We start from the raw sequence: 25,273 nt of genomic DNA on the forward strand, positions 1-25,273 counted from the left end.
ATGAAGCAAGCCATGATTATTATCAATCCTTCTTCCGGAAAAGAAGAGGCACTGGAGTACGTCCGCCAAGTGGAAGATATTTTGCGTAACAAGGGATATGAAGTCCGTGTAAGTGAGACTGCTAAACCACTCGATGCAACCAAATTCTGTCTGCAGGCCTGCAAGGAATATGTTGATCTTGTGATCTCTATTGGTGGTGACGGCACCCTTCACGAGACGATTAATGGACTCATAGACCAAGAACACCGCCCTACACTCGGTGTAGTTCCTCTCGGTACAGTTAACGATTTCGCCCGCGCGCTGAACATTCCCCTTAATCCGGAAAAGGCCATTCAGACCCTCACATCGTCTCTCGTCAAAACTGTAGATATTGGAAAAATGAATGACCGCTTGTTCGCCAATGTCGTTGCAGCAGGTTCATTAGCGGAATCCTTATCTTCCGTATCTTCTGAGGAGAAGACGAAGCTTGGTGCTTTTGCTTATTTGAAAGAAGGATTCAAAGAATTAATAAAAACATCATCACACCCTCTTACCATTACGCATGATGGGGAGACTTGGAGCGGTGAGTCCCTATTATTTGTCGTTGCACTCACGAACTCCGTAGGCGGCTTTGAAAAAATGGTGCCTGAGGCATCTGTTGATGACGGTCTGCTCCACTGTTTTATCATAAAAGATATTAACGTATTTAGTACGATTACCGTAGGTACATCTTTGTTATTTGGAAGCCTGAAAGAACATAAAGATGTCGTCTATTTTACCGCCAAAGAGGTTCAAGTAACTTCATCAGCGCAGCTGCACACCAACGTCGATGGCGAGGATGGTCCTCCTCTTCCGCTCGAACTCCGCATTCTGCCTTCTCATATTCAGGTTATTGTGCCGGAAGAGTAGTTAATTATGCTGTTATGAAGCCTTGCTGTAAGGGTGGACACAGTTCCGCCCTTTTTCCTTCGCCATATAGAGAGCCTCATCCGCCTGTCTCATAAGTGTAATTAGAGGAAGGGTTTCACCCTGCTGTATATGGACATGCGACACTCCAAAACTGGAGGTGACCCGGACCTCCTTGCCATTCACAAGCATACACTTGTCAGCAACATGAGCTCTTATGGAATCAGCGACTTTATATGCCTCGGTCAGCGAAGTGTCCGGCAGACATAATATGAATTCATCGCCGCCATACCTGCCTGCAATATGTACCGGCTGTATATTGATTTTCACTGCTTCTGCTACATGGGTGAGAACAATATCACCTGCTTCGTGTCCAATTTTATCATTCACTTGTTTAAAATAATCAACATCAAACATAATCATGGAGAAAGATCCTCCTGATTGACTGAGCTTGTTCAAATAGTCCTCCGATTCACGCATCAGTGCCCTTTTATTGAGCATTCCCGTTAAACTGTCGGTATCGGCAAGTTCTTTTAACTTTTCCTCCATAACCACTCTTTCTGTAATATTGGCAAAAGAAACAATGGTTCCGACTCTTTCCTTACGTTTATTTCGAATGGGTGCAAAATGGATATGATAATAACGTGTCTCTCCATGATGTAAAAACTGCTGATCTTGCTCTCTTCCTGCCTCAATAATCGCAATCAGCTCAGGATAACCGCTAAACGCTTCACTAATCTGCTTTCCGATCGCTTTCTTATGAAGTGCAGGTACGATATCCAGCATAGCCTGATTATAATCAACGACCCTTTCTTTTTCGTTAAGCACCACAATTCCATCTCCCATATTCTTAAATACAATATGTCTTGCAATAGGGATGACATCAAACATTTGGTAGCGCAAGAGTGCAATACCATGAAATACATAAGAAATACTTGTGAAAACCGGCCCTAAGTCCAATCCATACGGACTCAGCTCCATCAAATAAAGAAATCCGCCAATTAGTGGAACGATCAGCCCGGTGACCATTACGAGAATTTGAGACCGGAACTTGGAACTGTGTGCACTGCGAAGGCCTCGGAATAGTATAGTAATACTTGCAATCATGCAGCCGTATAAGAAAGCCGTATGCACACCAAACCATAACCCATATTCTAAATCCACCATAGGAAAAGGACGATCGCTGCGGAGTTTCATTGATGTGTAGTACAGATGGTGAAAGTCGTTTGTCGCTTGAAGCAATAGAGTGATCGCAGGAATCAGAAATAGACTGTAGAAAATAGACCGTCTTAGCTGAACTCCCACGTATTCTACACACATGAGTAAAGTAAAAACCGGAATCAGCACCAGTGGTATATACTCAATTCTAATCCAGAACATAATCCGCTCTATAGAGGTACTCACCAGTTCAAAAATATACGCAAATGAAAAAAGGGAGGCTAACAGAGATAATACAATGTAATAACGACCTCCCGGAGAATTCCTAAATGTCAGCGTACCGTAAATGCATAAACAGAGACTGAGTGTCCCTCCAAATAGAATAATAATAATAGGTGCAAGCAACGCTTCTGTCATACTCATATTCCCATCTTCACCAGCTCCGATTTTAAATCTTGATGCCTTATTATATAGCAGAAACTTCCATAAAAACAGCAGAAAATTACAAAAATCGACAAATCAAAAAACCTCGAAATCCTCTCTGTTACAGGAGAATCGAGGTTTTTTATAGGTTAGAAGCTTAGATACCGCCTGCAGCTTCCCATTTTGCAATCTCTGTACGGACCATAGGGGCTACTTTGGTGCCCAGCAGTTCGATCGCCCGCATTACGTCCGCGTGCGGCATCGTACCAAGAGGAACATGCAGCATAAACCGGGTGATGCCCACATTTTTGCGTAGATAAATGATCTTCTCTGCCACTGTCTGCGGATCACCTACATATAGTGCTCCTTCGAGACTACGAGCGGCATCATAACTCGAACGAGTATAAGAAGGCCAGCCACGTTCCTTGCCAATCACGTTCATGCTCTGCTGCGTCGGCAGGAAGAAGGTATCTACTGCAGACTCTAAATCATCACCTACAAAACCATGAGAATGAGAGGCAACCGCCAGCTTGGAAGCATCATGACCAGCATGGGTTGCTGCTTTTTTATATAACTGAACGAGCGGCGCAAACTGAGTCGGTCTGCCCCCAATGATCGCAAGTACCAGCGGTAAACCAAGTAGACCGGCACGAATGACGGACTCCTGATTGCCGCCGCTTCCAATCCATATTGGCAGCGGATCTTGCACCGGACGCGGATATACGCCTAGATTTTGAATTGCCGGACGATGTGTACCGCTCCAGGTTACTTTTTCGGATTCACGTAACTTTAGTAAGAGATCCAGTTTTTCATCAAATAACGTATCATAATCGTTCAGATCATATCCAAACAAGGGGAAGGATTCAATAAAGGAACCCCGTCCTGCCATAATCTCTGCTCGGCCATTTGAAATCCCATCTAGTGTAGCAAAATCCTGAAAGACACGTACAGGATCAGCCGAAGACAGCACTGTTACTGCACTTGTTAAGCGAATATGGCTTGTTTGGGCTGCTGCTGCAGCCAGTACCATAGCGGGACTCGAAGCCGCATAATCTTTTCGATGATGCTCCCCTACTCCATATACATCAAGGCCTACCTCATCTGCAAGCACGATCTCCTCGACTACTTCACGCAAACGCTGTGCGTGACTCATGACTTCACCTGTGTGCACATCTGGAGAAGTTTCTGCAAACGTACTAATTCCAATTTCCATCCTAACCCCTCCAATATATTTAGACTTAAAATTGTAAGTAAATAACTTTATTATAATAACTATATATTGAGGGTTTCTCTTGGTTTTAGCAAGAAGTTTCTCCAATATTGGATAGAGAACTCTTATTGTATGCAAAATGTAAAAAGAGCTGTTTATCCCAAGTTAGCTTGCTTGAACAAGCCATTGGTTGAACAACTCTGTATGTGAAATGACTATCTATTTTTATTTTTTCATCGCAGACTGAGCGGTACGGAGTACGGAAATGATTTTATCGCACCACTGATCAAACTCCTCATCTTCTACCTGATACTCAGGATGATCAAGAATATAATCTACCGTCTCCCTAATCCCCTGATCTACCCTCGTTGTTGCTGCATATTCTGGAACCAGTCTTTTCAGCTTGGAATTATCAAAAACAACGGTGTTGGCCTTATCCCCGAGCAAGCCGCCGCGATAATCTTCACTGCTGCAAGCATCGAGAAATTCAGAAGCGACATGAACAGCGTTCAGTTTCACTCCGAGTGCATCAGCAATTGTTTCGTAAATCTGATTCCAAGTAACGGATTCATCCGAGGTAATATGCACGGACTCTCCTATAGCATGAAGATTTCCCATAAGACCAATGAATCCCTTTGCAAAATCACGATTATGTGTCAACGTCCATAAGGAGGTACCATCTCCATGAATTAAAACCGGCTTATTTTCCAGCATTCTTTTCGCAACCTGCCACGTTCCCTTGCTGCCATGAACACCAAGAGGGATAGAGCGCTCGTCATACGTATGGCTAGGTCTAACAATCGTAATTGGGAACCCGTCTTCTCTGTATAATTTCATTAAATAGTCCTCGCAGGCAATTTTGTTGCGAGAATATTCCCAATACGGATTGGCTAGCGGGGTTCCTTCCGTAATTCGGTAATCCGATAGGGGTGTCTGATAGGCAGACGCAGAACTTATAAATATAAATTGCTTGGTTTTCCCTTTAAAAAGCCGGTAATCCCGCTCAAGTTGAGCTGGTTCAAAAGCAATAAAATCAGTGACAACATCAAAATGAAGATCTTCAATTAAAGTCGCTACTTCTTCTTCGTTACGAATATCCGCAGTTAGTATATGTGCCCCTTGGGGTAAGTCTGTATTTCGGTTTCCTCTGTTCAGCAAGTACAACTCACAGCCTTGTTCTATTAGCTGTCTAGAAATTGCTGTACTAATGGTACCTGTTCCTCCAATGAATAGCACTCTCATTACTGCACCTCCGAAGATTAGAATAGGACGATTCTAGTTTAAGATAGCATGCATGCCCATCGATTACAATTTGTTGCTATTCTACCAATACTAAAGGGGATGTTTGCTGATTTAAGCTTGACATTATGTATAAAAAAATTAATTACTTCAGAGGTTAAAAAAACATCGGCAACTAAGGACATTAACTCATCGTCCTCAGCTGCCGATGTTCTATATCGAATAAATTATACCTTTTTAACAAACTCTGACTTTAATTTCATCGCTCCAAATCCGTCGATCTTACAATCGATATCGTGATCTCCGTCAATCAGGCGGATATTTTTCACTTTTGTACCGATCTTGATCACAGATGAGCTTCCTTTTACTTTCAGATCCTTAATTACAGTTACGGTATCTCCATCGTTTAGCACGTTACCATTCGAATCTTTAATTACTCTTGTATCTTCATTGCTTTCCATATCAGCAGGGTTCCACTCATGGAAACACTCGGGACATACTAGTGAAGTTCCATCTTCGTACGTATATTCAGAATTACATTTCGGACAGTTAGGCAAATCAGACATCTTTTCATTCCTCAATTCCTTAGATATTTGTTTGTCGTAGACAGACCTTTCGGTCCTTAGTCCGTTCTATAATATCATAATTTTCAGATATTAAGAAATATGCAAATAGATTTAGTCTTGTAAACGGTAACAGTTGTATGTCAAAATCAATAGGGAGCATAGTTTGTCTACATAAAAAGGAGGAACATGAATGAGAACGATGAAACTTGGAAGCAGTTCACTTGAAGTACCCGTAATAGCGGTAGGCTGTATGCGTATAAACTCTTTGGATAAAGCAGGAGCTGAACATTTTGTTCAAACCGCTCTTGAAGAAGGAGCTAACTTCTTTGATCACGCGGATATTTACGGCGGTGGAGAATGCGAAGAAATTTTTGCAGATGCCATTCATATGAACGATGACATCCGAGAAAAGATCATCCTCCAATCCAAATGCGGTATTCGAAACGGCATGTTTGATTTTTCCAAAGAGCATATTTTAGATTCCGTTGACCGTATTTTGGCTCGTCTCAAAACCGATTATCTAGATACCTTGCTGCTTCATCGTCCAGATGCACTTGTTGAACCAGAAGAGGTAGCAGAGGCTTTCGATATTCTAGAGAGTTCAGGTAAAGTTCGTCACTTTGGGGTGTCCAACCAGAACCCAATGCAAATTGAACTCCTAAAGAAATATGTGAAACAGCCGTTAATTGCAAATCAGCTGCAGCTTAGTATCACGAACACAACCATGATTTCAAGCGGCATAAATGTAAATATGGAGAATGAAGCTGCGGTCAATCGAGACGGAAGTATCCTTGATTATTGCAGATTACATGATATTACGATTCAGCCATGGTCCCCGTTCCAATATGGATTCTTTGAAGGGGTGTTCCTTGGAAGCGATAAATTCCCTGAACTGAATCAAGCCATTGACCAGATTGCGGAGAGATATTCGGTAAGCAATACAACGATGGCAATCGCCTGGTTACTTCGCCATCCTGCACAAATGCAGCCTGTCATTGGAACCATGAATTTGGAGCGTCTAAAAGACTGCTGTAAAGCAGCTGATATTCGTTTGACTCGTGAGGAATGGTATGAAATTTACCGCGCAGCCGGGAATGTACTTCCATAAAATAGTTATGAAACGATGATTAATAAGCCAGCCTCTGTTCTACGGAACAGAGGCTATATTTTTAGAAACCAACCTGCTACTCTGCTAAAGTTGTTACCTCTATGGAGTTCGAACCGGAGGAATAAGACAACAGCAAGCCTGATCTGCATCAGCGGGCTGAAAGACAACCGGTTGTAAATGTCCTGCGTACCGAATGGTAGTATTCTCTGTGTCAAAGTAACGCAAGGCGTCATATACGAATTTGCTGTTTAATGAAACTTGAAAATCCATGCCGGTTTTCATCGAGGCCGAGAGTTCGTCATTCATATCCCCTACTCCGGAGAGATTAGAATGAAGCTTTATTTTGTTACCAATGATGGAGAAATGAATGATATTTTCGCTTGCAAGTACAGAGGCACGTTCTATCGATTGCATTAGGCTTGCGGTATGGAGGGTCACCTCTGACCCAGTCAATTTAGGAATGAGATGTTCCGTATGAGGATAATCCCCTTGAAGAAGGACGGATTGGAGCGTTAACTGACCAGATAAGAACCTAATGTTATTGGTGTCGATTTGAATTTCTGTTGTACCTTCCCCTTCCATCGTTTTCACTATTTTAAGCAGTTCTTTGATACTTTTTCTAGGTACCACCACTCGCTGGGCCCTATCATGCTTAACCTCTAGTACTTCTATAGTCATTGTTGCTAATTTTATACTATCTGTTGCCGTCAAAGTCAGCTTCTTGTCCTTGTACTCAAAGAGCACACCTGTTAAGAGTGGCCGTGACAATGTATCTACTGTAGCTGACAAGGTTTGTTTTATCGCTGATCGAAGAACTTTGTTAGATACAAGGAACCTGCTCTTATCGTCACCTGCACTATGCCGCAGTAAAGGAAAATAATCTGCCGATTCTTTCCCCTTTATACGAAAACGAGCTTTATTTGAAGAGATGATAAGAGTCGATTTATCGCTCGCCTTTAACGTAACGTGCCCTGCGCCTAACTTCCGTATAATTTCGTATAAGTATATCGCTGGAACGATTATGCTTCCTGTCTGCTCTATAGAACAGATGTAGTCATCACGGTCTCCAGTAACCGTATGTTCAAGGATCAAAGTGGAGTTGCTTGCTGTAAATATAAGTCGATCCTTATTAGCCTGAATATGTAATCCTGAGTTTCCTGGCATCGTATCTTGGGATACCGCTCTCATGATAAGCCGAAGTACTTTGTACAATTCCTCTCGTTCAACTACCAGAAGCACATTCATCACCTCAGCCTCTCTAACCTATGTTTTTAAACTAAAGGTATTGTGAAATGGATTCACCTCGATGAAAAATATTGCTCCATCATCGTGCGTATCGCTTCTGATTTAGATAATTCTAATTCTGCACAATGTTTATCGAACTGCTCCCACATCTCCTCCGTTAAGGTCAGCGATACCTTCTTCGTTACACCTATACTTTTTCGTCCTGCCCCTTCACGAAGCCCGCCTTTGGTAAAAAGAAATCCTAGCTGACCTTCTTTATTAGAGATGCCTACTTTAATATTGTCATCAGTCAAATTCATCCCTCCTAAGGATTGAATTAAGTAACTTTAATCATTTATATAATTTAATCATATCACCACTCTGATCTATTTACAATATTTTCAAGGACGGTAGAAACACAAATAAAATGAGACCTCCCATTCTCACTTTCTGAGATGATATCGTAGGACCCTTCTATTTGATTAGTAACTAGTGAACAAATCAACAACCAGAATGAGTAACCAGATCAAAAAGGTAGAGCCACATATGATGATTTCAAAAAAATGCAGTCGCATTACTTTATAATCACTCTGTTTGGCTTGGCGAACTCCGAAGAAGTCACCATGCTGAAAAATATAAATAAAACCACAAGCAAAAACGAAACCACCCGTAATAAATGTCCCAGAAGGTAAACTCATTACATAGTAGGGATTCCCGCTTGTCTCTAAGCCCAAAGTAAACCCAAACTGCTTAGATAATAAAAAAGTGAACACAATCAGGGTGAACAGAATCAGCGGTATACTAAAGGGATGTCTTCGGTAATCAATTCGTTTCAGAAGATCTTGAACTCTACGGCTTTTCGGTTCAAGATCGGCCTTGATTTGGTCTTCCGTTTCCTCTTGCACAATCTCCAAAAACCAATAACCGGTCATCCCTATAAAAATAACAGGATTCAGCAGACTTATTGCCAACACAAAATCATAAATAGCAAGAAGAATAAAGAAAATAAGCAAGATTAAAAATGCTCTATTTGCTATTTTCTCACCATCTGCCCATACTTTCTGGAGAAAAACTCGGTGATCCTTACCTCCCCCTGCTTTACTATTTACTCCAATCGGAGTCACCTGCCTCTGTCCAAGCAGAATGATTAGATGAGCAGCCAAAGTTAAGCAAAGTCCGAGGATAAGGCAGATGAACGCTTCTGCCGGATATGTATCATAGGTATCGTAATGCTCCACAATCCAAAGACCATCCACAACGACACAGGCGAGTCCAATGAACAAGATATAAGGAGCTGCCCTTTTAATCATCATTTTCGCCCCCTTTGCTTCTTCAAAATAAATCGGTATATGTTAACATACGAGAGAATGTGAAACATAAAACTTACAATTCATATCTTATAATGTATTATAAGGAAATTCTAGCATAGACATCGTTATTCTCAAGGTCACTTGCTATTCTACAAAAAAATAAGAGCACCCCGCAGGGTGCCCTTATTTTTGAATTTAACTTACTTACTATTATCGATGATATACATTAATTGTACCAAGCTGCCTTCTACTTTATAGGCAATTACAAACGTATAATATCCCTTCTCTTCATTTGTTAAATCAAAGGTAAATTTCTCAGGGGACTTCGACCATTCACTACCATCAAGCACTGTCTCTTGGGATGTTTTATTGTTTCGAATTGCTGCTGTAACAGGGATTACTTTCTTACCATCTATCCCTGTAACGAGATTATCCACTTCAACAACAGGTCCATTTAATTGGGCTACCTCCATGTATTGAGGGTCCATAGTGAAGTTACTCAGTTTCACCAAGCCGCCAATCGGAGAGAAATCGGTGACTTCATTTCCACTGATATTAAGGGTCTCCAGATTTATAGCATACTCTAATCCTTCAAGAGAACGAACTCGATCTCTCCCCTTAGGCAAACAGATTAATGAAGTAAGATGATACATATCACCTAGTGTAACTTCCCCGGTAACGCCTAACGTTTTCTTAATGGTGTCGTTTAAATAACTGTCTTTTACCGTTATGACTTGAGTAAGATCTATCTGTTTCAAACCTTCTTTTGCGCTATGTAAAGCTTTTATTGCTGCATCAACTTCATTTTGAGTTGCTCCCTGATTAACAAGGACTTCTTCTGCTTTTGCTAAGCTCGTTGTGAACACCTCGATACTTTCTGAAGTGTATCCTTCTAAAATAACCGCTTTTGCTTCCTCGATTGCTTGTCCAAGCTCATCCGTAAACAAGCGATTGGCATTAGCATAATGCAGCTTCGTATCTCCCCATGTTGCGTGGTCAGACCCATTTCCATTCCCACCATCGGTAACAACTAACCTAAGTTCTTTTGCTCCATTGATATCCACTTGAATGAACTTCTGCGGATCTCTTGAATTCATCAGTCCGCTGTCAAACTTCTTCTCTCCATCTACAAATACTTCGAAACTGATGGAACCTACAGAACCATACATCTGACGATCCACCCCAACGAAAGAGGTGAAGTAATCAACATTCTTATCCGTTAGATCATACACAATAGTGGAATTAGAGTGTGCACCAATCCCTCTTTTGTAGGAAATTTCTCTGCTATGCTCATCCGTCAATCGTAAGGTCTTCGCACTAATAGAGATGTCTTTCAGCGGTGCTGTATAACTGTTCTGCGTGGAACTCCAGTCGTAATCGGTTAGATACGTATAATCTTCCATATCCACAACAGCGATCGTTCTTGTCTTTGTGGACGTATTTCCATCAAGGTCAGTTACCGTATAAGTAATAGGGTATTCTCCCGCTCTATTAAAATTAACTTGATCTTCACCCGCCACGATGACCTCGGAAGTTAAATCACCATCTTCTGCATCAACAGCCGAATAATCAGCACGAATCGTAATTTCTTGACCTACTGTAGTAGATACGGATTTAGGTATGAAAAGCTCAGGTGCACTTGAAGCCGTCGTAAATTTAGCACCAGCCCATACGGTATGATCTTGTGTGTTACCATCACCGGCATCCGTTGTTACAAGTTTCACTTTTTTCGCTCCTGCAACCGGTACTTTTATGAATTCATGCTCTGTGCTTGCTTTCATTACATCACTAGAAAATTTCTTCTCACCATCTACATACACCTCAAATATAGCTGATGCCCTTGTTCTATCGGCTGCATAATCAACGCCGATAAAACTTTCAAAAAAGTCATACCCTTTACCCTCAATATTGTATATCAACTCAGAGTTAGCATGTACTCCGATGCCTTTTGCGTATGTGGCCGTAAGCCCTTGTCTGAGAAGCGTAATTGCATTGCCGCCTGGCGCTGTATCTTTTTTGAACTGACCATAACCTACTTTAGCCGATTCTGCAGTCAGATCAGAAGCATACTCCAAGTTACTTGTTACAATAACATTCGCTGTTTTCGTCAAAGTTGTCCCTTCGCTCTGAACTTCGTACACCACTTTATAGCTTCCTTTTTTCGTAACATCCACATCGCTTGATTTAACAACGACTTCCCTTGTAATCTCTTTTCCTTGATAATCTGTTGCTTTTACATAATCTACTAGATCAAACGTTTGATTTAATTTCAGGGTTATCTGCTCTTCTACTGATAATTTAGGCTGGAATGCCTTACATTGGGTCGGGTTTAATGGGTTCAACTTTTTATCATACGCAATGATTTTATAGGTATGGTTAATGCTTGTATCTACATTTGTATCCATGAACTGACTCTTGCTTGTGAAACCAACGAGGATATCATCTCTGTAAATTTCATAACCTAAGATATCATCCTGATACTTCTCATCTATACTCATGTTTAAGGTGTTCGTCTTAGCCGCAGCATTTACTAAAGTACTGACCTGCACTGAATAGGTTGCATCTTTATCTTCAATTCCTGTTCCTTCATATGTAAGAACCGAATTATTTAAGTACCAAAGTTTCTTCGGCTCTGGATACTTAGCTGTCTTTACTCTTGTCTCCTCTGTAACAGTGAAACCATGTCTAGCAAAATAACTGCTTAAGTCATAGCCCAATAGCTCAGAAGAAAATTCTACATAATATTGTTGTTTTGAAATATCTCCGTTTGTAAGAGAAACCTTCCGTTCACGGTACATCTGGGACAGTTCTCTCCAGTATCCTGGATGAGCAAGCTCCAATTGCCAGTAAGCACCGAGCTGTGCAGCAAGCCCTTGCTCACTCATGGCAGCTCTATTTTCTTCAATTACGTAGTTATAGATCGTTTCAAAAGGAATACGGTCATCAATTGCAAAACTGTCATTCATATTATGGGCTTCCACTGACATCAGCATAGATACCATATTGTTGGTCACTTCGGGATATTCCCGTTCTCCGATCGCAAGACGGTGCCCGATTTCATGGTTCAGTCCCCATCCGGGAGCCACCTTTCTGAAATCAGACAACATCAATGCTACAGTTCCATTTTGAATCCCCGTATGATCACCAGCTGCGTACATCGCACCATAAGGCTGCATCAGGCGGATATTTTCACGCATCAATTTTGGATCGTTCACTTCACTGGTTCCATCTAGACCATAATTTTTGAAAATCTGATTCATCCATACGTCATAGCCGGTTATGGTATCCACTGGGTTGTTGCCTTTAGTAATAAACTGGTGATAAGCCTCAGAAGCCGTTCCTGTGAAAATGATATGGTTGCTGACCATCTCCACAACATCAACTACTTGGCGATCAGTCACATTAGGATGTGCTGCTGCATCCTCATCTATTTTCTTTTGATAGGTGATCAGCTCTTGTTTAAACTGTTCGGGAGCGGTATCCGAAGTCATCATCGGAATTTTCTCTACCCCCTCAAAACGGAGCATCGGAGCTTTCCCTTGCTCTTCTGATGTATAGGGATTAACAATATAAATGGTTCCGCCCTTCGTAACACTGCGGGAATAAGAACTTGTCGCAATTTCGGGTACGGTTATTGTATTTTTCCCTGGCTTAAGCTGTACACTTTTTGCAAAGCTCGACCATGATCCTTCTTGCTGTGTGAAGACTAAGGAAGGGATTTTGTCAGCAGACTCTACCTCTAAATAAACATGAATAATATCACCCGGTTTAGCTGCAAATCCGGTTGGCTGGTTGTTCGTACCTAGATTCATTCGTAGGTTTTGCTGTGCATGCTTTCTCATATCGCCGCGCTGTTCGGCCTTTAATAGCGTCTCTTGTAATTCTATTTCACCGCTGACCAGCTTTTTAGCTAAATCAATCTGATCTTTATAAGCAGCATTTAACGGATGTTCTTTTGCTTCTTGCTCCAGGGTAATCAATTTGTCGATTTGGTTATATTCTGGTATCACTGCACTCATCGTTCCATCTGTGAAAAGAGTATTTATAGCATCTCTAACCTTATCTTCTCGATAAAAAGAAAATTCAGCTGCGCTTGCCCAGTTTTGATTTGCTTTTTTGTATACAAACTTAATTCTCTTAAACGTTGTTGCGGCAAATTGAATTTCTACGATGTTCCCTGTGGAACCTATGTATTCTCCTGTAGTTACTAATGTAAAATTATTTCCTTCATCTGTAGCCGATCCGTATATTTCAAATTCTTGTGCAAACCCTTTACCTTTAGCGATGTCCTGTCTAGCTGCATACACGATTCGATCTAATGTAGTGATTTCATTTAACCGGAAAACAACCTCATTCGTAAATGTTGTACTATTTGGCTTTCCGGTTTCCCATTGGGTACTCATATCTCCATCAATTGCTTTACTAATCTGAGATTTTGGGTAGTTGCCGCCATTGCTTGTGATGGATGCTATGTTTGCATTTTCCATTTTATAAATACGATTGTATGTAGGTAATACCTCTTGCCCATATAAATCAAAAGGAACTACCGCTGCTTTGCTTGCCGAACCAACCTCACTTTGTGCTGCGCTTTTTGCTAGTTTAGCATTTTGCACTTCACTTGCCATAACATAACTCGTCTCACTTAACACGCTGAGAAGCATTGCCGCTGATACAGCGATTGCTATCATTTTCTTCATACTCTCTACCTCCTGATGTGATGTGCAGTACTTCACCAACCCTTACAACTTGCACAAAAAAAGCTACTCTTACAGAGCAACTTATACGCATCTAAAAAAGCATAAGAAATAAACTCCGTATTCTTATACATTCTTATATCAAAAAGCGAAACACACTCTTTGGCAGCTGGCTGACAATAGTTTATATAAAACCGTAGTCCCTATAGCTTTGCGTCCCTATGTTTCCATAAGTTTGCCTATTAAGTTTTGGGGGTACAAAAGACAATATTTACTGTCCTGTTTTATTATCGGAACGTCCCTTATGAATTACAGATAGGTAATTATCATTAAATTTTTTTGAAATATGCAGGGGGTTTGTACTTTATCCCAGTACATTTTCATTCTTATGGACTATGACGATCAAAAGTTTATATGACTCCAGTTCTGTTTCTTATGTAAAACTGACATTTGCGTGAAATTAGAGAGAAATCAAACAATAGAGTATACTGGATAGATACAGGTTAGATTAGAGACAAAAATTCTATATGTATGTGAACTGAAATATAGTGCAGAAGAGGTTGAGAATGAGTCAGAAGCAATTTACAGATTATCCTTTAGGTGAAGAAATTATAAGAGCACTTCATAGCTTAGGTTATGAAACGCCAACAGAAGTTCAATCGGAAGTCATTCCTGTCGTACTCCAAAATAAAGATTTGGTAGCCAAATCACAAACAGGCAGCGGTAAAACCGCATCCTACGGTATTCCCCTTTGCGAGCAAGTAGAATGGAACGAAAATAAGCCGCAGGCCCTCATTCTGACGCCAACTCGCGAACTTGCCCTCCAGGTAACAGAAGATATCACGAATATAGGCCGCTTTAAACGGATCAAAGCTACCCCGCTTTATGGGAAACATCCGTTTCATATCCAAAAGGCTGAATTAAAACAGCGGACTCACATGGTGGTTGGTACACCTGGACGCGTACTTGATCATATTGAACGGGGAACACTTGCGCTAGAAAGAATCGCTTATCTTGTCATTGATGAAGCCGATGAAATGCTGAACATGGGCTTTATTGAACAAGTTCAGTCGATCATTCAGGCACTGCCGAAGGATCGAGTTACGATGTTATTCTCTGCTACTTTCCCAGAAGATGTAGCCAAGTTGTCTCGTAAGTATATGAATCGTCCAACTGAGATTGAAATTAAAGCAACCGGGATCACAACAGCAACGATTGAACATACGCTTATTCAGGTACAAGAGGGAGACAAACTCGCTCTGCTGGAAGATGTCCTTATAACGGAGAACCCAGACAGCTGTATTATTTTCTGCCGTACTCAAGAGCATGTGGATTCCTTGTTCAGAGAACTTGCAGAGCTCGAATATCCATGCGATCGGATTCACGGCGGTATGGAACAAGAAGAACGATTTGAAGTGATGAACGCTTTTAGAAGAGGACAATTCCGTTACCTGATTGCTACTGATGTAGCAGCTAGAGGGATTGATATCACGAATATTACACATGTTATTAACTACGACATTCCACTGGAAAAAGAGAGTTATGTTCACCGTACAGGGCGTACGGGGCGTGCAGGCAAGACAGGAAAAGCGATTACCTTTGTTACTCCTAGAGATGGCAGACGATTAGCGGATATTGAGGCCTATATTGGGTTTGAGATTCCTAAGATGAAAGCCCCTTCCGAAGAGGCCGTTGACCTGCGCAGAGAAGAATTTGAACGAAAATTGCATGTTCGTACCGAACTTAAGAAAAATAAACGTGAGCTGTTAAACGAACAGATCATGAAGCTCAACTTCAATGGCGGCAAGAAGAAAAAATTTAGAGCGGTAGACTTTGTGGGAACCATTGCGAAACTGGATGGAATTACTGCAGATGATATTGGTATTATTACCATTCATGATCATGTAACAGATGTGGAAATTCTGAATGGCAAAGGACCTCGGGTGCTTGAGATGATGAAGGATACAACTATAAAAGGGAAGCTATTGAAAGTCCGTAAAGGAAACAAATAGAGCTTTAATTATATAAAAAGACGAGAGAGAACGCGCAGCAATATCGTTCCTTTCGTCTTTTTCTATTGCTTATTCATTTTAACCGTCTCTTCGGTTGTTGCGGGTATCGTTAAGAGAAAGGTAGTTCCCTTGCCTTTTTCACTATGCACCTCAATGTTACCCTTCACCTTATTCATGGTACTGTAAACCATCAGCATTCCAAGACCGGTTCCTTCTTCTTTCGTTGAATATCTAGGCTTATACAGGTTTGAAATTTCTTCACTAGTCATGCCAATTCCCGTGTCTTCAATTCGGACCCTAATATTCTGCTTTTTTTCCGAAATATCGATGAGAAGTGTTCCGCCTCCCTTTTCTGTCATGGCTTCAATCCCGTTTTTGTATAGATTAATAAGACACTGCGTGATTTGGTTCCGGTCGTAATGTGCCTTTAACGTGTTATTAAATGTAAGCCTCACATCGACATTATGTAACAAGGCATAAGGCATAATGATTTCGCGGGTGTAATCGATCTCTTCTCTCATGTTGGAATAAATCATATTTTCCGATTGTGGTTTAGCAAACGAGAGATAATCACTGACAATCTTCTCTGCCCGCTTCAGTTCCAGCAAAGATAAGTTAATATATCTTTTTTCTTTCTCTGTAATGGTTTTGGATTTCGCTAATAATTGCAAGAACCCATTGGTTACCGTAAGCGGATTTCTTATTTCATGAGATACACTAGCTGCCAGTTCACTAGCAACATTTAAATTTTCGGAGTAAAGGATTTGGTCGCGTCCCTTAATATTCGTAATTATTTTCTCAATAAGGATCATAATGATCAGCATTACTAGCGTATGTGTTCCAAGTGCATTAACAACAAGCATCCAGAAATCATGATCTAAATCCTTAATAATGCAAGCTAGAGTGATAAGATAGCAGCCCATAGTTAAGAAAGAGAAGAACGTTGCAGTGATAAGACGGCCTTTGGACTCTAATCTCATAAACCGCTTGCTGAACATGGGAACCACAATCAGTACACCCGTCGAGAAAAGAAAGGATTGAAGTGTTCCCTCTCCCCCCACATAAACCCGCATAATATTGAGCAAGAGATATAAAGGCAGGACACTTTTGTACCCTCCAAATAAAGCAACAATAATAAAAGGAATATATCGCAGATCAAAAATAAAGCCGGACTCTAAGCGAATCGGCATCATAATACAAAGGCTCATGGTTATTGCCGAGAGAGCCACAAAAACATAACGAATGTTACAAAAAGGCTTGTTTTCAAAAAAGATCAGAAATATGAGGACTGGAAAGAGTAAAAACAAGAAATTAAGCAGCAAGATTTGAAACAAACGTTACCTCCACTTCTAACTTTTACTACAAAAGATAGCAGTTGTAATATTTTTGGATTAATTTAGCACATGCACTAATTTATTATTATAAGTAAATTTGAACCTGCTGACTATAAAATCCGCGCCATTTCGTCCATCCAATTTTATACAATTGAAAAAAGCATCCGCGAGGATGCTTTTTCGTTAAGATCTTTATAGGAGACTTCGGAGATATGCAGATAACTCTTCAGCGGCTTTTTCGTGGGCTGTTGCCCCTGGGTGGCTTCGGGCACCCATTGTTTCTTCTGTCATATTTGGCAATTGGAATACAGAGACGTTCTGGTCTTCTGTTTTCTGCTTAAATGCATCAACCGCTCGGTATATGGCTGGCATCATGGGTATTCCTAACATTCCGTAAGCCCATACGATTTTCGCCTGCTTGTTATACTTTCTTATCTTCATAAGAAAACGAACCGCCGCATTCTCAAAGGATTGTATATCTTCCTCGTGATAGGAACCATCCTCATGTAATCGTTGTTTATAGATCTCCCCCGTTACTTCATCCTTCCATTCAGGGGAATAGAATGCTCCTCCATCATTTGTTCCGAGATTCACGACTACCACATCCGGTTGCCATGATTCGAAATCATTTTCCTCAAAGGCGCCCAAAGCTTCATTTTTCTTTCCTGTGAGAATACCGCATACCTTCTCATAATAATCGGGCATATTTGCACGCGGATTGTTATCCCAACTTGTAAGGACACCCCATCCACTTTGAGAGAGAATTCGGTAATCCGCTTGTAACTTATTTGCAGTCATCGTGCTGTAATTGTGAATTGCACTGCACCACATCGGGATCCAATCCTCTTCCGTTCTCGCACCAATGGCTCCTTCTCCCGTTGTAATGCTGTCCCCGATGAATTCAATTTTGTAAGGTTTCTCTTCCACAGGCAGAAAGTCTCCATCAGTCTTTACGGCATGAATCTGCAGTAAATTTTCAGGGTCTCCGCTCATTGCCTGCATGTCTTTTACTATACGCACATTTTTTACAACGTCTTTATTCATCCCTCTAAATACACAAATAAAGCTTCTTCCCGCTGTTACCATTTGCCTGCTTACAGGAACCGAGTTAATCAGGATACTAATCCAAGGCTCATATGTATCATAATCTGCCTCTACTTCCACCCATAATTCCGATCCTCTGACATTGAATTCAACTGCACTTCCTGTCCAGAATAAGGTGAGCGGAGAAAGCCGTCCTGTCGTTCGTCCGTGAACTTTCAAATGTTCAATCTCAGATAAGGGATGCACTTCTAGTTTAGCTAACGTTTCCATGTAATATCCTCCCAAACATTCCTCTTTCCTCTTTCCTTCTACTACATTTCGCCAGATGTAAAATATACCCTTTTAAATAGCAAAAGACAGATCCAAAAAGGACCTGTCTTATGTAAAATTTATTGTTCAAACCCTTGTAACAAAGCTAAAGCTTCCTCATGATCGGGTTCAAGTTCTAACAGTTTTCTGAGATAATGAAGTGCTTCTTCAATCTTCTCTAACTCGAAGCAGCATATTGCTAAACAATAGTAGACGGTAGATACGATCTCTTCCTCATCTTCGCAAAGCTCAATTGATATTTCTAAGTAATGTTTGGACTCTTCATACATCTCCATCTCAAACAATACTAATCCTGCATCGAGTGCTAAGTCATAGCGCTGTTCCATCACATAGTACGATGACCACATGATTTCAATACCTCTTTTAATATCCAGCAGCTCTTCGTCTCTTGCCTCCGGCAGCAGACTGCTAATCTGCTTTGCACTCTGAATAAAGAATTCTGCATCGTATCCGCCGAGACGCCAGAAGCTTAGAATCTGCTGCAACCCCATACTGTCTATTCTTTGATCGACCCATTCTTTCATACTATAAAATTCATCGGGACCAAACCGCTCAATAAACCGGCGATAAGCCAGTCTTGTATTTGAATAATCCTGTGGCTGATCCAGCTGAAGAATACAGCCGACATTTATATTACGATAGTGATGCGGAGAGAATAATGCCTCGGCTCCTCTCTGTTCAAAAACTTGCTGAAGTGCATGGTAATTAGCTGTTAATGAGAAACTTCCGTGCATAATCAGCTCCGGCGGCTCTGAGAATCTCCAGTAGTCGAGTAAATGCTCTCCTTTATCTGCTGTAATTAATACAAAACCTTCTTGTGACAACTGATTCAAACGTTCCAAACAAGTGAGTCCTGCTGCAGGAAATAAAATATGCGATTCTTCTAATTCTGCTTGATAAACAGCAATGACATCACGATAAGGATATGCCTCCTGCTCATACTCAGGTGTTCTCCTATGTTCATAACGCAAAGATATTTGGTCTAATACTTCTGATGGTTTAAGTGTATCCATATGTTCAGGATATTCCACAAAAACATCTGCCTCATATATGTTTCCATCCTGAATATAAAGGAGTTCCTGAGGAATTCCGCAGAAGAAGTAATTAGCCACAACCAGTAAAGGTTGCTTTACATCTCCTTTACTAATCGTGATGCCTTTCATCACTAGATTCAGCTCCGTGTCTTGAACGGCATCAAATTTTGCAAAATCAAGTACGCCATCCGCTATAAAAGATTGCAGTGCCGGATGCTCTTTCCAAGCGAGTACATTACTCATGGCAAGATCCGTCATTACATAGCGGAAAGGCGGCAGCGATATCCCCGCATAGTCCCTGAGTTTATACAGCTCCAGAAGTACATGGTAAGCAAGTCGTCCTGCTCCTGCTCCGAGCTCTACGATCGTAACCGGATCTGTGGTATGTCTTTGAGAGGCCCGATCTTGGAGAAAGCCAAATATCATCTCTGCATAAGCTGCAGCAATCATGGGATTACTCGTTATATATTGAGGGACCTGGTCATTATTCCATGCCTTCATTCCCTTTTCTTCATAATAAGCTCGCGATAAGTCCCATATGGGTGCTTCGCTAAAGCGGTATCGTTGTTTTTTGTTCTTTATCATTTCCATTGTATCCTGCTCTCTACCCGTTTTTTATTGCTTTGTATCCTGCATCTTTCTTCTTACTCTATCATACTCTTTTTTTCCTTCTGTCACGAATTCTACAGCAAAACAGGATACATTCCCATCTAACATACGGGTCACATATCCTGTTTCCTTAAGCTTCATATGATGATTCTTGGTGTTTACTGTCAGGTCCCGCAATAGGTCCGGTACGGTACAGCTGATTTCGGCGGTAGTGCAGCAAATTCAGCTTGTTCAGCTGTATAGGCATAAGGGTCTTTAAGCACATCTAGCAGCTGCTCCATAACGCTGTAGTCTGCTTGATTTACTGCTGCCTCTAACGCCGCTTCTACCCGGTGGTTACGAGGAATCACGGCAGGATTACTGCGACGCATCAGCTCATAGGCCTCAGCCTTTGTTTCTGGTTGTGTGTCTAGTCTTGCCTGCCACTGCTCAAACCAAAAATTGAATTCATCACTCCCGTACATGGCCACCTCTTCAGGCTTTTGCAAAGTTAGAGAACGGAATGTGTTCGTGTAATCGGCATCTTGCTTGTACATCATGGTAAGCAGATCTTCGATCAGGGTTTCATCCTCCTGCACTTCCGTATATAACCCTAGTTTTGCTCTCATTCCCGCCAGCCAGTGCTGACGATATAACTTAGGAAATTCAGCTAGTACGTCTTGGGCCAGACTCACTCCCTGCTCCGTGTCCTCATGCAGCAAGGGCAGTAAGGCCTCTGCTAATCTTGTGAGATTCCAACCCGCAATACTTGGCTGATTTCCATAGGCATACCGCCCCTCCCGATCAATGGAACTAAATACGGTTGCCGGGTCATAATCGTCGAGGAATGCACAAGGACCATAATCAATGGTCTCTCCGCTGATCGTCATATTATCGGTATTCATCACGCCATGAATAAAGCCGACTAACTGCCATTTACTTATAAGAAGGGCCTGTCTTCGAATTACTTCTTGAAGCAGATGGAGATATGGGTTCTCTGCATTCGCCAAATCTGGAAAATGCCTTTGTAAAGCGAAGTCAGCTAGGGATTTCAGATCCTCTTTCGTGCCCCAACTCGCAGCGTACTGAAATGTTCCTACACGCAGGTGGCTTGCTGCTACTCTGGTTAGAATAGCGCCCGGCAGATAGGTTTCACGAATAATCAGTTCACCTGTCTTCACCACGGCAAGACTACGGGTTGTCGGAATTCCAAGACCATGCATTGCTTCACTCATGATATACTCACGCAGCATTGGTCCAAGCGATGCCCGGCCGTCTCCCTGTCTTGAATATGGTGTTCTGCCTGATCCCTTGAGCTGGATATCAAATCTCTCACCGGATGGTGTAACCTGTTCCCCCATGAGCACAGCTCGTCCATCCCCAAGCATGTTGAAATACCCAAACTGATGACCTGCATAAGCTTGAGCAAGCGGATCAGCCCCTTCTGGGATTTCGTTACCTGCAAGCACGCTTGCACCTTGATCACTATTTAGCACCTGTTCATCTAGTCCAAGGGTCTTCGCTAGTTCATCATTAAATATAACGAAATGTGGTGAACGTACCGGTTCAGGCTCTTGGCGGGTATAGAATAGATCAGGCAGACGGGAGTAGCTGTTGTCATAATTCCAGCCTGCATCTGAGATTTCCTTTTTATTCATGAGTTCATCTCCTCTTTTGGCCTGTAGAACACTTCTTGTTTTGTAGTATACCCTTTCCATCCTTTCTTTGCTTACCGCTCAAATATTTAACTGTTTTTTACCCACTTGCCTCACTTTAGACTACATTTTTTGCATAATCTGAGTTAAATAGTCCTTCTGGGTGTTCTTGGAGGTAGGGTTGCTTGGTGATATTAAGAGATGAAGAACGTTTATAAACGAATTGCCGAGGAGGGTACAAATAGGTGTGTAAACTAGGAGAATGCTGCTAAATGCTGATAAATGCCGATAAACAAAGACGGTTTAACATATTATTTTTAGTACGAGTGGTTATAAAAAAAGATGCCGATCCTACCGATATAGTAAATAAATCGCAAATTGGGATTGCAGAAAGATATATGGGAAGCGCTGTCATTTTATTGTTTCCTGAATGATGTTTTAGGGGATTGTGAGATACAAGAAAATACAAGGGTTTACAGTTTATTACTGAGGGGTATATGAGGTTCTAGTTTTTTTACTCTTCACTATTTAGTTTTTGGTATAAATGAATTAATTGATCTCGTTCTTGCTCTGTTAACTTCTTAAATAGATTCATACGCAGTTTCTCACCTGCTTGGGTTGCTCTATTCAAAACATCTACACCATCATCTGTAATTTCCAAATAGATCACACGGCGATCACTTTCATGCGTCAACCGATTAGCGAACTTTCTCTTTACCAATTTATCTGATAAATAACTGAGCGTGGGAGGAGTAAGTCCGAGTGTTTTTGCAATGTCCGATGGCCGGCTTTTTCCATTCATTTTTAAATGTCCGAGCACAATAATTTGCGAAATACCGAGGTCTTCGTGAAATGTTTTATTCCACTCAATAATTAATTGATTGGTAACCTTATCCATACTATGTATAAGTTCAAAAAAGGGTTGTCTTTCCATAGAATCCTCCTCGGTTATACATGACAGCTCTTAAATAAAGAGGTAAGAGCTGTCACGCTGGTTACTATATATTATTGAGCAGAGAACCCGCCGTCAATGACTAATTCAGCACCTGAGATATAAGAAGAATCATCAGAAGCAAGGAACAAAGCAGCTTGTGCAATATCGCTAGGTTGACCCAAACGTTGCAGTGGAGTTGCTTGTACCAAACGATCTAACAGATCTCTTGAAGTGCTCAAGTTTTTAGTCATTGGCGTTTCAATGATTCCTGGGAACAAAGCGTTTACGCGAATTCCTTGACGTCCGAAAGTCGTAGCTGCTGCTTTAGATAAAGCACGTACAGAACCTTTGGATGCAGAATAGTGGTTAAATCCTTGACCGATGATTGCGGTGTAAGAAGAAATATTAATGATCGAACCTTTCTTTTGAGCAGCCATGTAAGGAGTTACATGTTTCATACCTGCAAATGGTCCAAATCCATTAATGGAAAGCATTTTTTGCCAGTCTTCTTCGTTGATTTCTGCGAAAGGTTTCTCAGAAGAGATACCTGCATTGTTAACAAGGATATCGATTTTGCCAAAACGATCGTTTACTTCTTTAGCTAGTTCTTTCCAACTTTCATCAGAAGCAACGTTTAATTTCAATCCGTATACATTTTCTTTTTGGCTTGCTTTTTCCAGTGCTGCCTCATTGATATCTGCTGCAATGACAATAGCACCTTCTTGTACGAATAGATCCACCATGGATTCTCCAATACCGGAAGCCCCACCCGTAATAATTGCTACTTTATTATCTAATTTACCCATTTTAAAAGCCTCCCATAACCCAAATATTTATCTTTATATTCAATATTTAGACGTCTAAATATTAACTATCTAAACTTTAACAGAGAATTTAAGAGAAAGCAATGGGCAATGTAAGGGGATACAATGCAGAATATCACTATAATCAATTAAACTTGTTTATTAATTCTTAATATTTTGCTATAATTCATCCAGACATTAAAATCAAAATTAATAATTTTCTCTCATATAATCGCAGGGATATGGCCTGCAAGTTTCTACCGAACCCCTTAAAGGTTTCGACTATGAGCAGTGATAAGTATTGGTGTTTTATACTCTTATGTTTATGGTAAGAGTCTGATTTTGTGCAGAAACCCAGGAACTATTATCTACTCGTGGAAGAGTATGGTAGTTTCTGGGTTTATTTGTTTTATTAGACAAATAAAGATAATACCAGGTGTTCATTCCCCCCTTTTATTTTCAGAGAAAAATAAAAATATTTTAATGTTACCATCTCAGATCACTAGAAGGAGCAAAACCAAAATGTATTTATTGATAAACCTTGTTGGAATTTTAGTCTTATTAGGGCTAAGCTATCTTTTGTCATTCAATAAAAGGGAAATCGCTTTAAAGCCTATTATTATCTTATTTGTTCTGCAATTAGCGACAACTTGGTTTATGTTATCCACGGATATTGGCGGACAAGTGATCACCTGGATCTCTGACTTCTTCTTATGGTTAATTGATAGTTCCATGTCTGGGGTAAACTTTGTGTTTGGAGATTTTGCTCCCCTTGACGGCTCTGTCTATACGTTCTTTATGAATGTACTCATGCCGATTATCTTTGTTGTTGTATTTTTTGATATCCTTACCCATTTTGGTATTTTGCCAGCTCTGATTAACGCGGTCGGTTGGGCATTCTCCAAAATAGCAAAAACTCCGCGTTTCGAAAGTTTCTATTCGATTCAGGTTATGTTTCTTGGGAATAATGAGGCTTTGGCCGTAACCCGTACTCAGCTCAATAAAATGAGTGACAAACGGCTGCTAACCGTTGCCATGATAAGTATGTCCTGTGTTAGTGCACCGATGCTGAGTTCCTACTTGCAGCTGCTAGACGCTAAATATGTACTGACTGCCATTCCACTGAATGCCATTGGAGCACTTATCATCACCTCTATCATTAATCCGTACCGTGTTACGGCTGAAGAGGATATTGTATATACTCCATCCAAAGAGGAAAAAGGTAATTTCTTTGATATGATCTCAAAAAGTATGATGACAGGCGGTAAACTGGCATTGATTATTGCGGTCATGCTGATTGGTTTTGTCTCCCTGATTACCGCAATCAACACGATTTTGGGATTATTTCATGATCAGCTCACGCTTCAGAACATCTTTGGTGTTGTCTTCTCACCAATTAGCTTCTTAATGGGTGTAGATTTCTCACAGATCTTCACTGTAGGTCAATTAATGGGCGAGAAAATTGTTTTGAATGAGTTTGTTGCTATGACGAGTTTAAGTGAATTTATGTCCAGCTTAACTCCGCATACGGAAGCTGTTATTTCTACGTTCCTTGTATCATTCTGTAACTTTACAACGATTGGTATTATCCTTGGCAGTATGCAGGCCTTGTTCGGTGATGTAAGAGCAAAATTTATATCCAAATATACATGGCTGCTGTTAGCAAGCGGTATACTCGTATCCAGTCTAACGGCAATGGTTGTAGGACTGTTTGTTTGGTAA

The 25,273-nt window shown here is 41.0% G+C and carries 19 protein-coding genes and 2 riboswitches; of the genes, 5 read left to right on the forward strand and 14 right to left on the reverse strand.

All coding sequences use genetic code 11. The annotated features are described in order from the left end of the window. Complete coding sequence (locus QPK24_RS23020; RefSeq protein ID WP_285745070.1) at positions 1-888, forward strand: diacylglycerol/lipid kinase family protein; 888 nt, start codon at positions 1-3, stop codon at positions 886-888. Positions 889-900: 12 nt separating this feature from the next. Here the strand turns inward: QPK24_RS23020 and QPK24_RS23025 are convergent, their stop codons facing one another. The 4 genes from QPK24_RS23025 to QPK24_RS23040 all read right to left on the reverse strand — a co-directional run bounded on the left by QPK24_RS23025 (position 901) and on the right by QPK24_RS23040 (position 5,481). After that, positions 901-2,466, reverse strand: coding sequence for a histidine kinase N-terminal 7TM domain-containing diguanylate cyclase (locus QPK24_RS23025; RefSeq protein WP_285745072.1), 1,566 nt, complete (start codon positions 2,464-2,466; stop codon positions 901-903). Between the two features lie 157 nt (positions 2,467-2,623). After that, positions 2,624-3,679: an LLM class flavin-dependent oxidoreductase gene (locus QPK24_RS23030; RefSeq protein ID WP_285745074.1), complete on the reverse strand. Its 1,056-nt coding sequence runs from the start codon at positions 3,677-3,679 to the stop codon at positions 2,624-2,626. 222 nt (positions 3,680-3,901) lie between these two features. After that, positions 3,902-4,918 (reverse strand): SDR family oxidoreductase, encoded by a 1,017-nt coding sequence (locus tag QPK24_RS23035; RefSeq protein WP_285745076.1) that lies wholly within the window; start codon positions 4,916-4,918, stop codon positions 3,902-3,904. Between the two features lie 224 nt (positions 4,919-5,142). Then, positions 5,143-5,481, reverse strand: a complete 339-nt coding sequence (locus QPK24_RS23040; RefSeq protein ID WP_160032524.1) for a zinc ribbon domain-containing protein YjdM — start codon at positions 5,479-5,481, stop codon at positions 5,143-5,145. A 190-nt stretch (positions 5,482-5,671) separates the two neighbouring features. Here QPK24_RS23040 and QPK24_RS23045 point away from each other — a divergent pair, with 190 nt between their 5' ends. Continuing rightward, positions 5,672-6,589 carry an aldo/keto reductase gene (locus tag QPK24_RS23045; RefSeq protein WP_285745078.1) on the forward strand — a complete coding sequence of 306 codons (918 nt, stop codon included), beginning with the start codon at positions 5,672-5,674 and terminating at the stop codon, positions 6,587-6,589. A gap of 99 nt (positions 6,590-6,688) precedes the next feature. On the opposite strand, the gene dnaN is transcribed toward QPK24_RS23045, so the two are convergent. From dnaN to QPK24_RS23065, 4 genes are all read right to left on the reverse strand, one after another. After that, a complete protein-coding gene (dnaN, locus tag QPK24_RS23050) occupies positions 6,689-7,834 on the reverse strand; it encodes a DNA polymerase III subunit beta (RefSeq protein ID WP_285745081.1) in 1,146 nt (381 codons plus the stop codon). Between the two features lie 53 nt (positions 7,835-7,887). After that, positions 7,888-8,127, reverse strand: a complete 240-nt coding sequence (locus QPK24_RS23055) for a ribbon-helix-helix domain-containing protein (RefSeq protein WP_285745083.1) — start codon at positions 8,125-8,127, stop codon at positions 7,888-7,890. A 168-nt stretch (positions 8,128-8,295) separates the two neighbouring features. Continuing rightward, positions 8,296-9,126 carry a hypothetical protein gene (locus tag QPK24_RS23060; protein WP_285745085.1) on the reverse strand — a complete coding sequence of 277 codons (831 nt, stop codon included), beginning with the start codon at positions 9,124-9,126 and terminating at the stop codon, positions 8,296-8,298. Positions 9,127-9,323: 197 nt separating this feature from the next. Further along, on the reverse strand, positions 9,324-13,820 hold the full coding sequence (locus QPK24_RS23065) for an NPCBM/NEW2 domain-containing protein (RefSeq protein WP_285745087.1): 4,497 nt from the start codon (positions 13,818-13,820) through the stop codon (positions 9,324-9,326). Positions 13,821-13,978: 158 nt separating this feature from the next. Next, positions 13,979-14,067, reverse strand: a riboswitch (cyclic di-GMP riboswitch). Positions 14,068-14,383: 316 nt separating this feature from the next. On the opposite strand from QPK24_RS23065, the gene QPK24_RS23070 reads away from it, so the two are divergent. Continuing rightward, positions 14,384-15,829 (forward strand): DEAD/DEAH box helicase, encoded by a 1,446-nt coding sequence (locus tag QPK24_RS23070; RefSeq protein WP_285745089.1) that lies wholly within the window; start codon positions 14,384-14,386, stop codon positions 15,827-15,829. Between the two features lie 62 nt (positions 15,830-15,891). On the opposite strand, the gene QPK24_RS23075 is transcribed toward QPK24_RS23070, so the two are convergent. The 4 genes from QPK24_RS23075 to QPK24_RS23090 form a co-directional block, all read right to left on the reverse strand. Beyond that, the gene (locus QPK24_RS23075; protein ID WP_285745091.1) at positions 15,892-17,022 is read right to left on the reverse strand and encodes an ATP-binding protein; all 1,131 of its coding nucleotides are present in this window, start codon (positions 17,020-17,022) and stop codon (positions 15,892-15,894) included. 333 nt (positions 17,023-17,355) lie between these two features. Beyond that, a complete protein-coding gene (locus QPK24_RS23080) occupies positions 17,356-18,477 on the reverse strand; it encodes an SGNH/GDSL hydrolase family protein (protein ID WP_285745093.1) in 1,122 nt (373 codons plus the stop codon). A gap of 119 nt (positions 18,478-18,596) precedes the next feature. Next, on the reverse strand, positions 18,597-20,156 hold the full coding sequence (locus tag QPK24_RS23085; protein ID WP_285745095.1) for a tetratricopeptide repeat protein: 1,560 nt from the start codon (positions 20,154-20,156) through the stop codon (positions 18,597-18,599). A 188-nt stretch (positions 20,157-20,344) separates the two neighbouring features. Next, entirely contained in the window at positions 20,345-21,817 is a 1,473-nt protein-coding gene (locus QPK24_RS23090; RefSeq protein ID WP_285745097.1) for a protein adenylyltransferase SelO, read from the reverse strand. A gap of 269 nt (positions 21,818-22,086) precedes the next feature. On the opposite strand from QPK24_RS23090, the gene QPK24_RS23095 reads away from it, so the two are divergent. After that, positions 22,087-22,248 (forward strand): hypothetical protein, encoded by a 162-nt coding sequence (locus tag QPK24_RS23095; protein ID WP_285745099.1) that lies wholly within the window; start codon positions 22,087-22,089, stop codon positions 22,246-22,248. An 80-nt stretch (positions 22,249-22,328) separates the two neighbouring features. On the opposite strand, the gene QPK24_RS23100 is transcribed toward QPK24_RS23095, so the two are convergent. Together QPK24_RS23100 and QPK24_RS23105 are read right to left on the reverse strand one after the other, a co-directional pair. Beyond that, on the reverse strand, positions 22,329-22,748 hold the full coding sequence (locus QPK24_RS23100; protein WP_285745101.1) for a MarR family winged helix-turn-helix transcriptional regulator: 420 nt from the start codon (positions 22,746-22,748) through the stop codon (positions 22,329-22,331). 71 nt (positions 22,749-22,819) lie between these two features. Next, entirely contained in the window at positions 22,820-23,554 is a 735-nt protein-coding gene (locus QPK24_RS23105) for an SDR family NAD(P)-dependent oxidoreductase (protein ID WP_285745103.1), read from the reverse strand. A 201-nt stretch (positions 23,555-23,755) separates the two neighbouring features. Then, positions 23,756-23,856, forward strand: a riboswitch (purine riboswitch). 217 nt (positions 23,857-24,073) lie between these two features. On the opposite strand from QPK24_RS23105, the gene QPK24_RS23110 reads away from it, so the two are divergent. After that, positions 24,074-25,273: a NupC/NupG family nucleoside CNT transporter gene (locus QPK24_RS23110; RefSeq protein ID WP_285745105.1), complete on the forward strand. Its 1,200-nt coding sequence runs from the start codon at positions 24,074-24,076 to the stop codon at positions 25,271-25,273.

The organism is Paenibacillus polygoni (assembly GCF_030263935.1).
Classification (GTDB): Bacteria; Bacillota; Bacilli; order Paenibacillales; family Paenibacillaceae; genus Paenibacillus; species Paenibacillus polygoni.

Coding starts and splice junctions, on each gene's coding strand:
- QPK24_RS23075 (WP_285745091.1), bottom strand. CDS start 17,022: ATGATGCCGATTCGCTTAGAGTCCGGCTTTATTTTTGATCTGCGATAT.
- QPK24_RS23085 (WP_285745095.1), bottom strand. CDS start 20,156: ATGATAAAGAACAAAAAACAACGATACCGCTTTAGCGAAGCACCCATA.
- QPK24_RS23045 (WP_285745078.1), top strand. CDS start 5,672: ATGAGAACGATGAAACTTGGAAGCAGTTCACTTGAAGTACCCGTAATA.
- QPK24_RS23060 (WP_285745085.1), bottom strand. CDS start 9,126: ATGATGATTAAAAGGGCAGCTCCTTATATCTTGTTCATTGGACTCGCC.
- QPK24_RS23025 (WP_285745072.1), bottom strand. CDS start 2,466: ATGAGTATGACAGAAGCGTTGCTTGCACCTATTATTATTATTCTATTT.
- QPK24_RS23070 (WP_285745089.1), top strand. CDS start 14,384: ATGAGTCAGAAGCAATTTACAGATTATCCTTTAGGTGAAGAAATTATA.
- QPK24_RS23110 (WP_285745105.1), top strand. CDS start 24,074: ATGTATTTATTGATAAACCTTGTTGGAATTTTAGTCTTATTAGGGCTA.
- QPK24_RS23090 (WP_285745097.1), bottom strand. CDS start 21,817: ATGAATAAAAAGGAAATCTCAGATGCAGGCTGGAATTATGACAACAGC.
- QPK24_RS23035 (WP_285745076.1), bottom strand. CDS start 4,918: ATGAGAGTGCTATTCATTGGAGGAACAGGTACCATTAGTACAGCAATT.
- QPK24_RS23095 (WP_285745099.1), top strand. CDS start 22,087: ATGCTGATAAATGCCGATAAACAAAGACGGTTTAACATATTATTTTTA.
- dnaN (WP_285745081.1), bottom strand. CDS start 7,834: ATGAATGTGCTTCTGGTAGTTGAACGAGAGGAATTGTACAAAGTACTT.
- QPK24_RS23030 (WP_285745074.1), bottom strand. CDS start 3,679: ATGGAAATTGGAATTAGTACGTTTGCAGAAACTTCTCCAGATGTGCAC.
- QPK24_RS23020 (WP_285745070.1), top strand. CDS start 1: ATGAAGCAAGCCATGATTATTATCAATCCTTCTTCCGGAAAAGAAGAG.
- QPK24_RS23040 (WP_160032524.1), bottom strand. CDS start 5,481: ATGTCTGATTTGCCTAACTGTCCGAAATGTAATTCTGAATATACGTAC.
- QPK24_RS23100 (WP_285745101.1), bottom strand. CDS start 22,748: ATGGAAAGACAACCCTTTTTTGAACTTATACATAGTATGGATAAGGTT.
- QPK24_RS23105 (WP_285745103.1), bottom strand. CDS start 23,554: ATGGGTAAATTAGATAATAAAGTAGCAATTATTACGGGTGGGGCTTCC.
- QPK24_RS23080 (WP_285745093.1), bottom strand. CDS start 18,477: ATGGAAACGTTAGCTAAACTAGAAGTGCATCCCTTATCTGAGATTGAA.
- QPK24_RS23065 (WP_285745087.1), bottom strand. CDS start 13,820: ATGAAGAAAATGATAGCAATCGCTGTATCAGCGGCAATGCTTCTCAGC.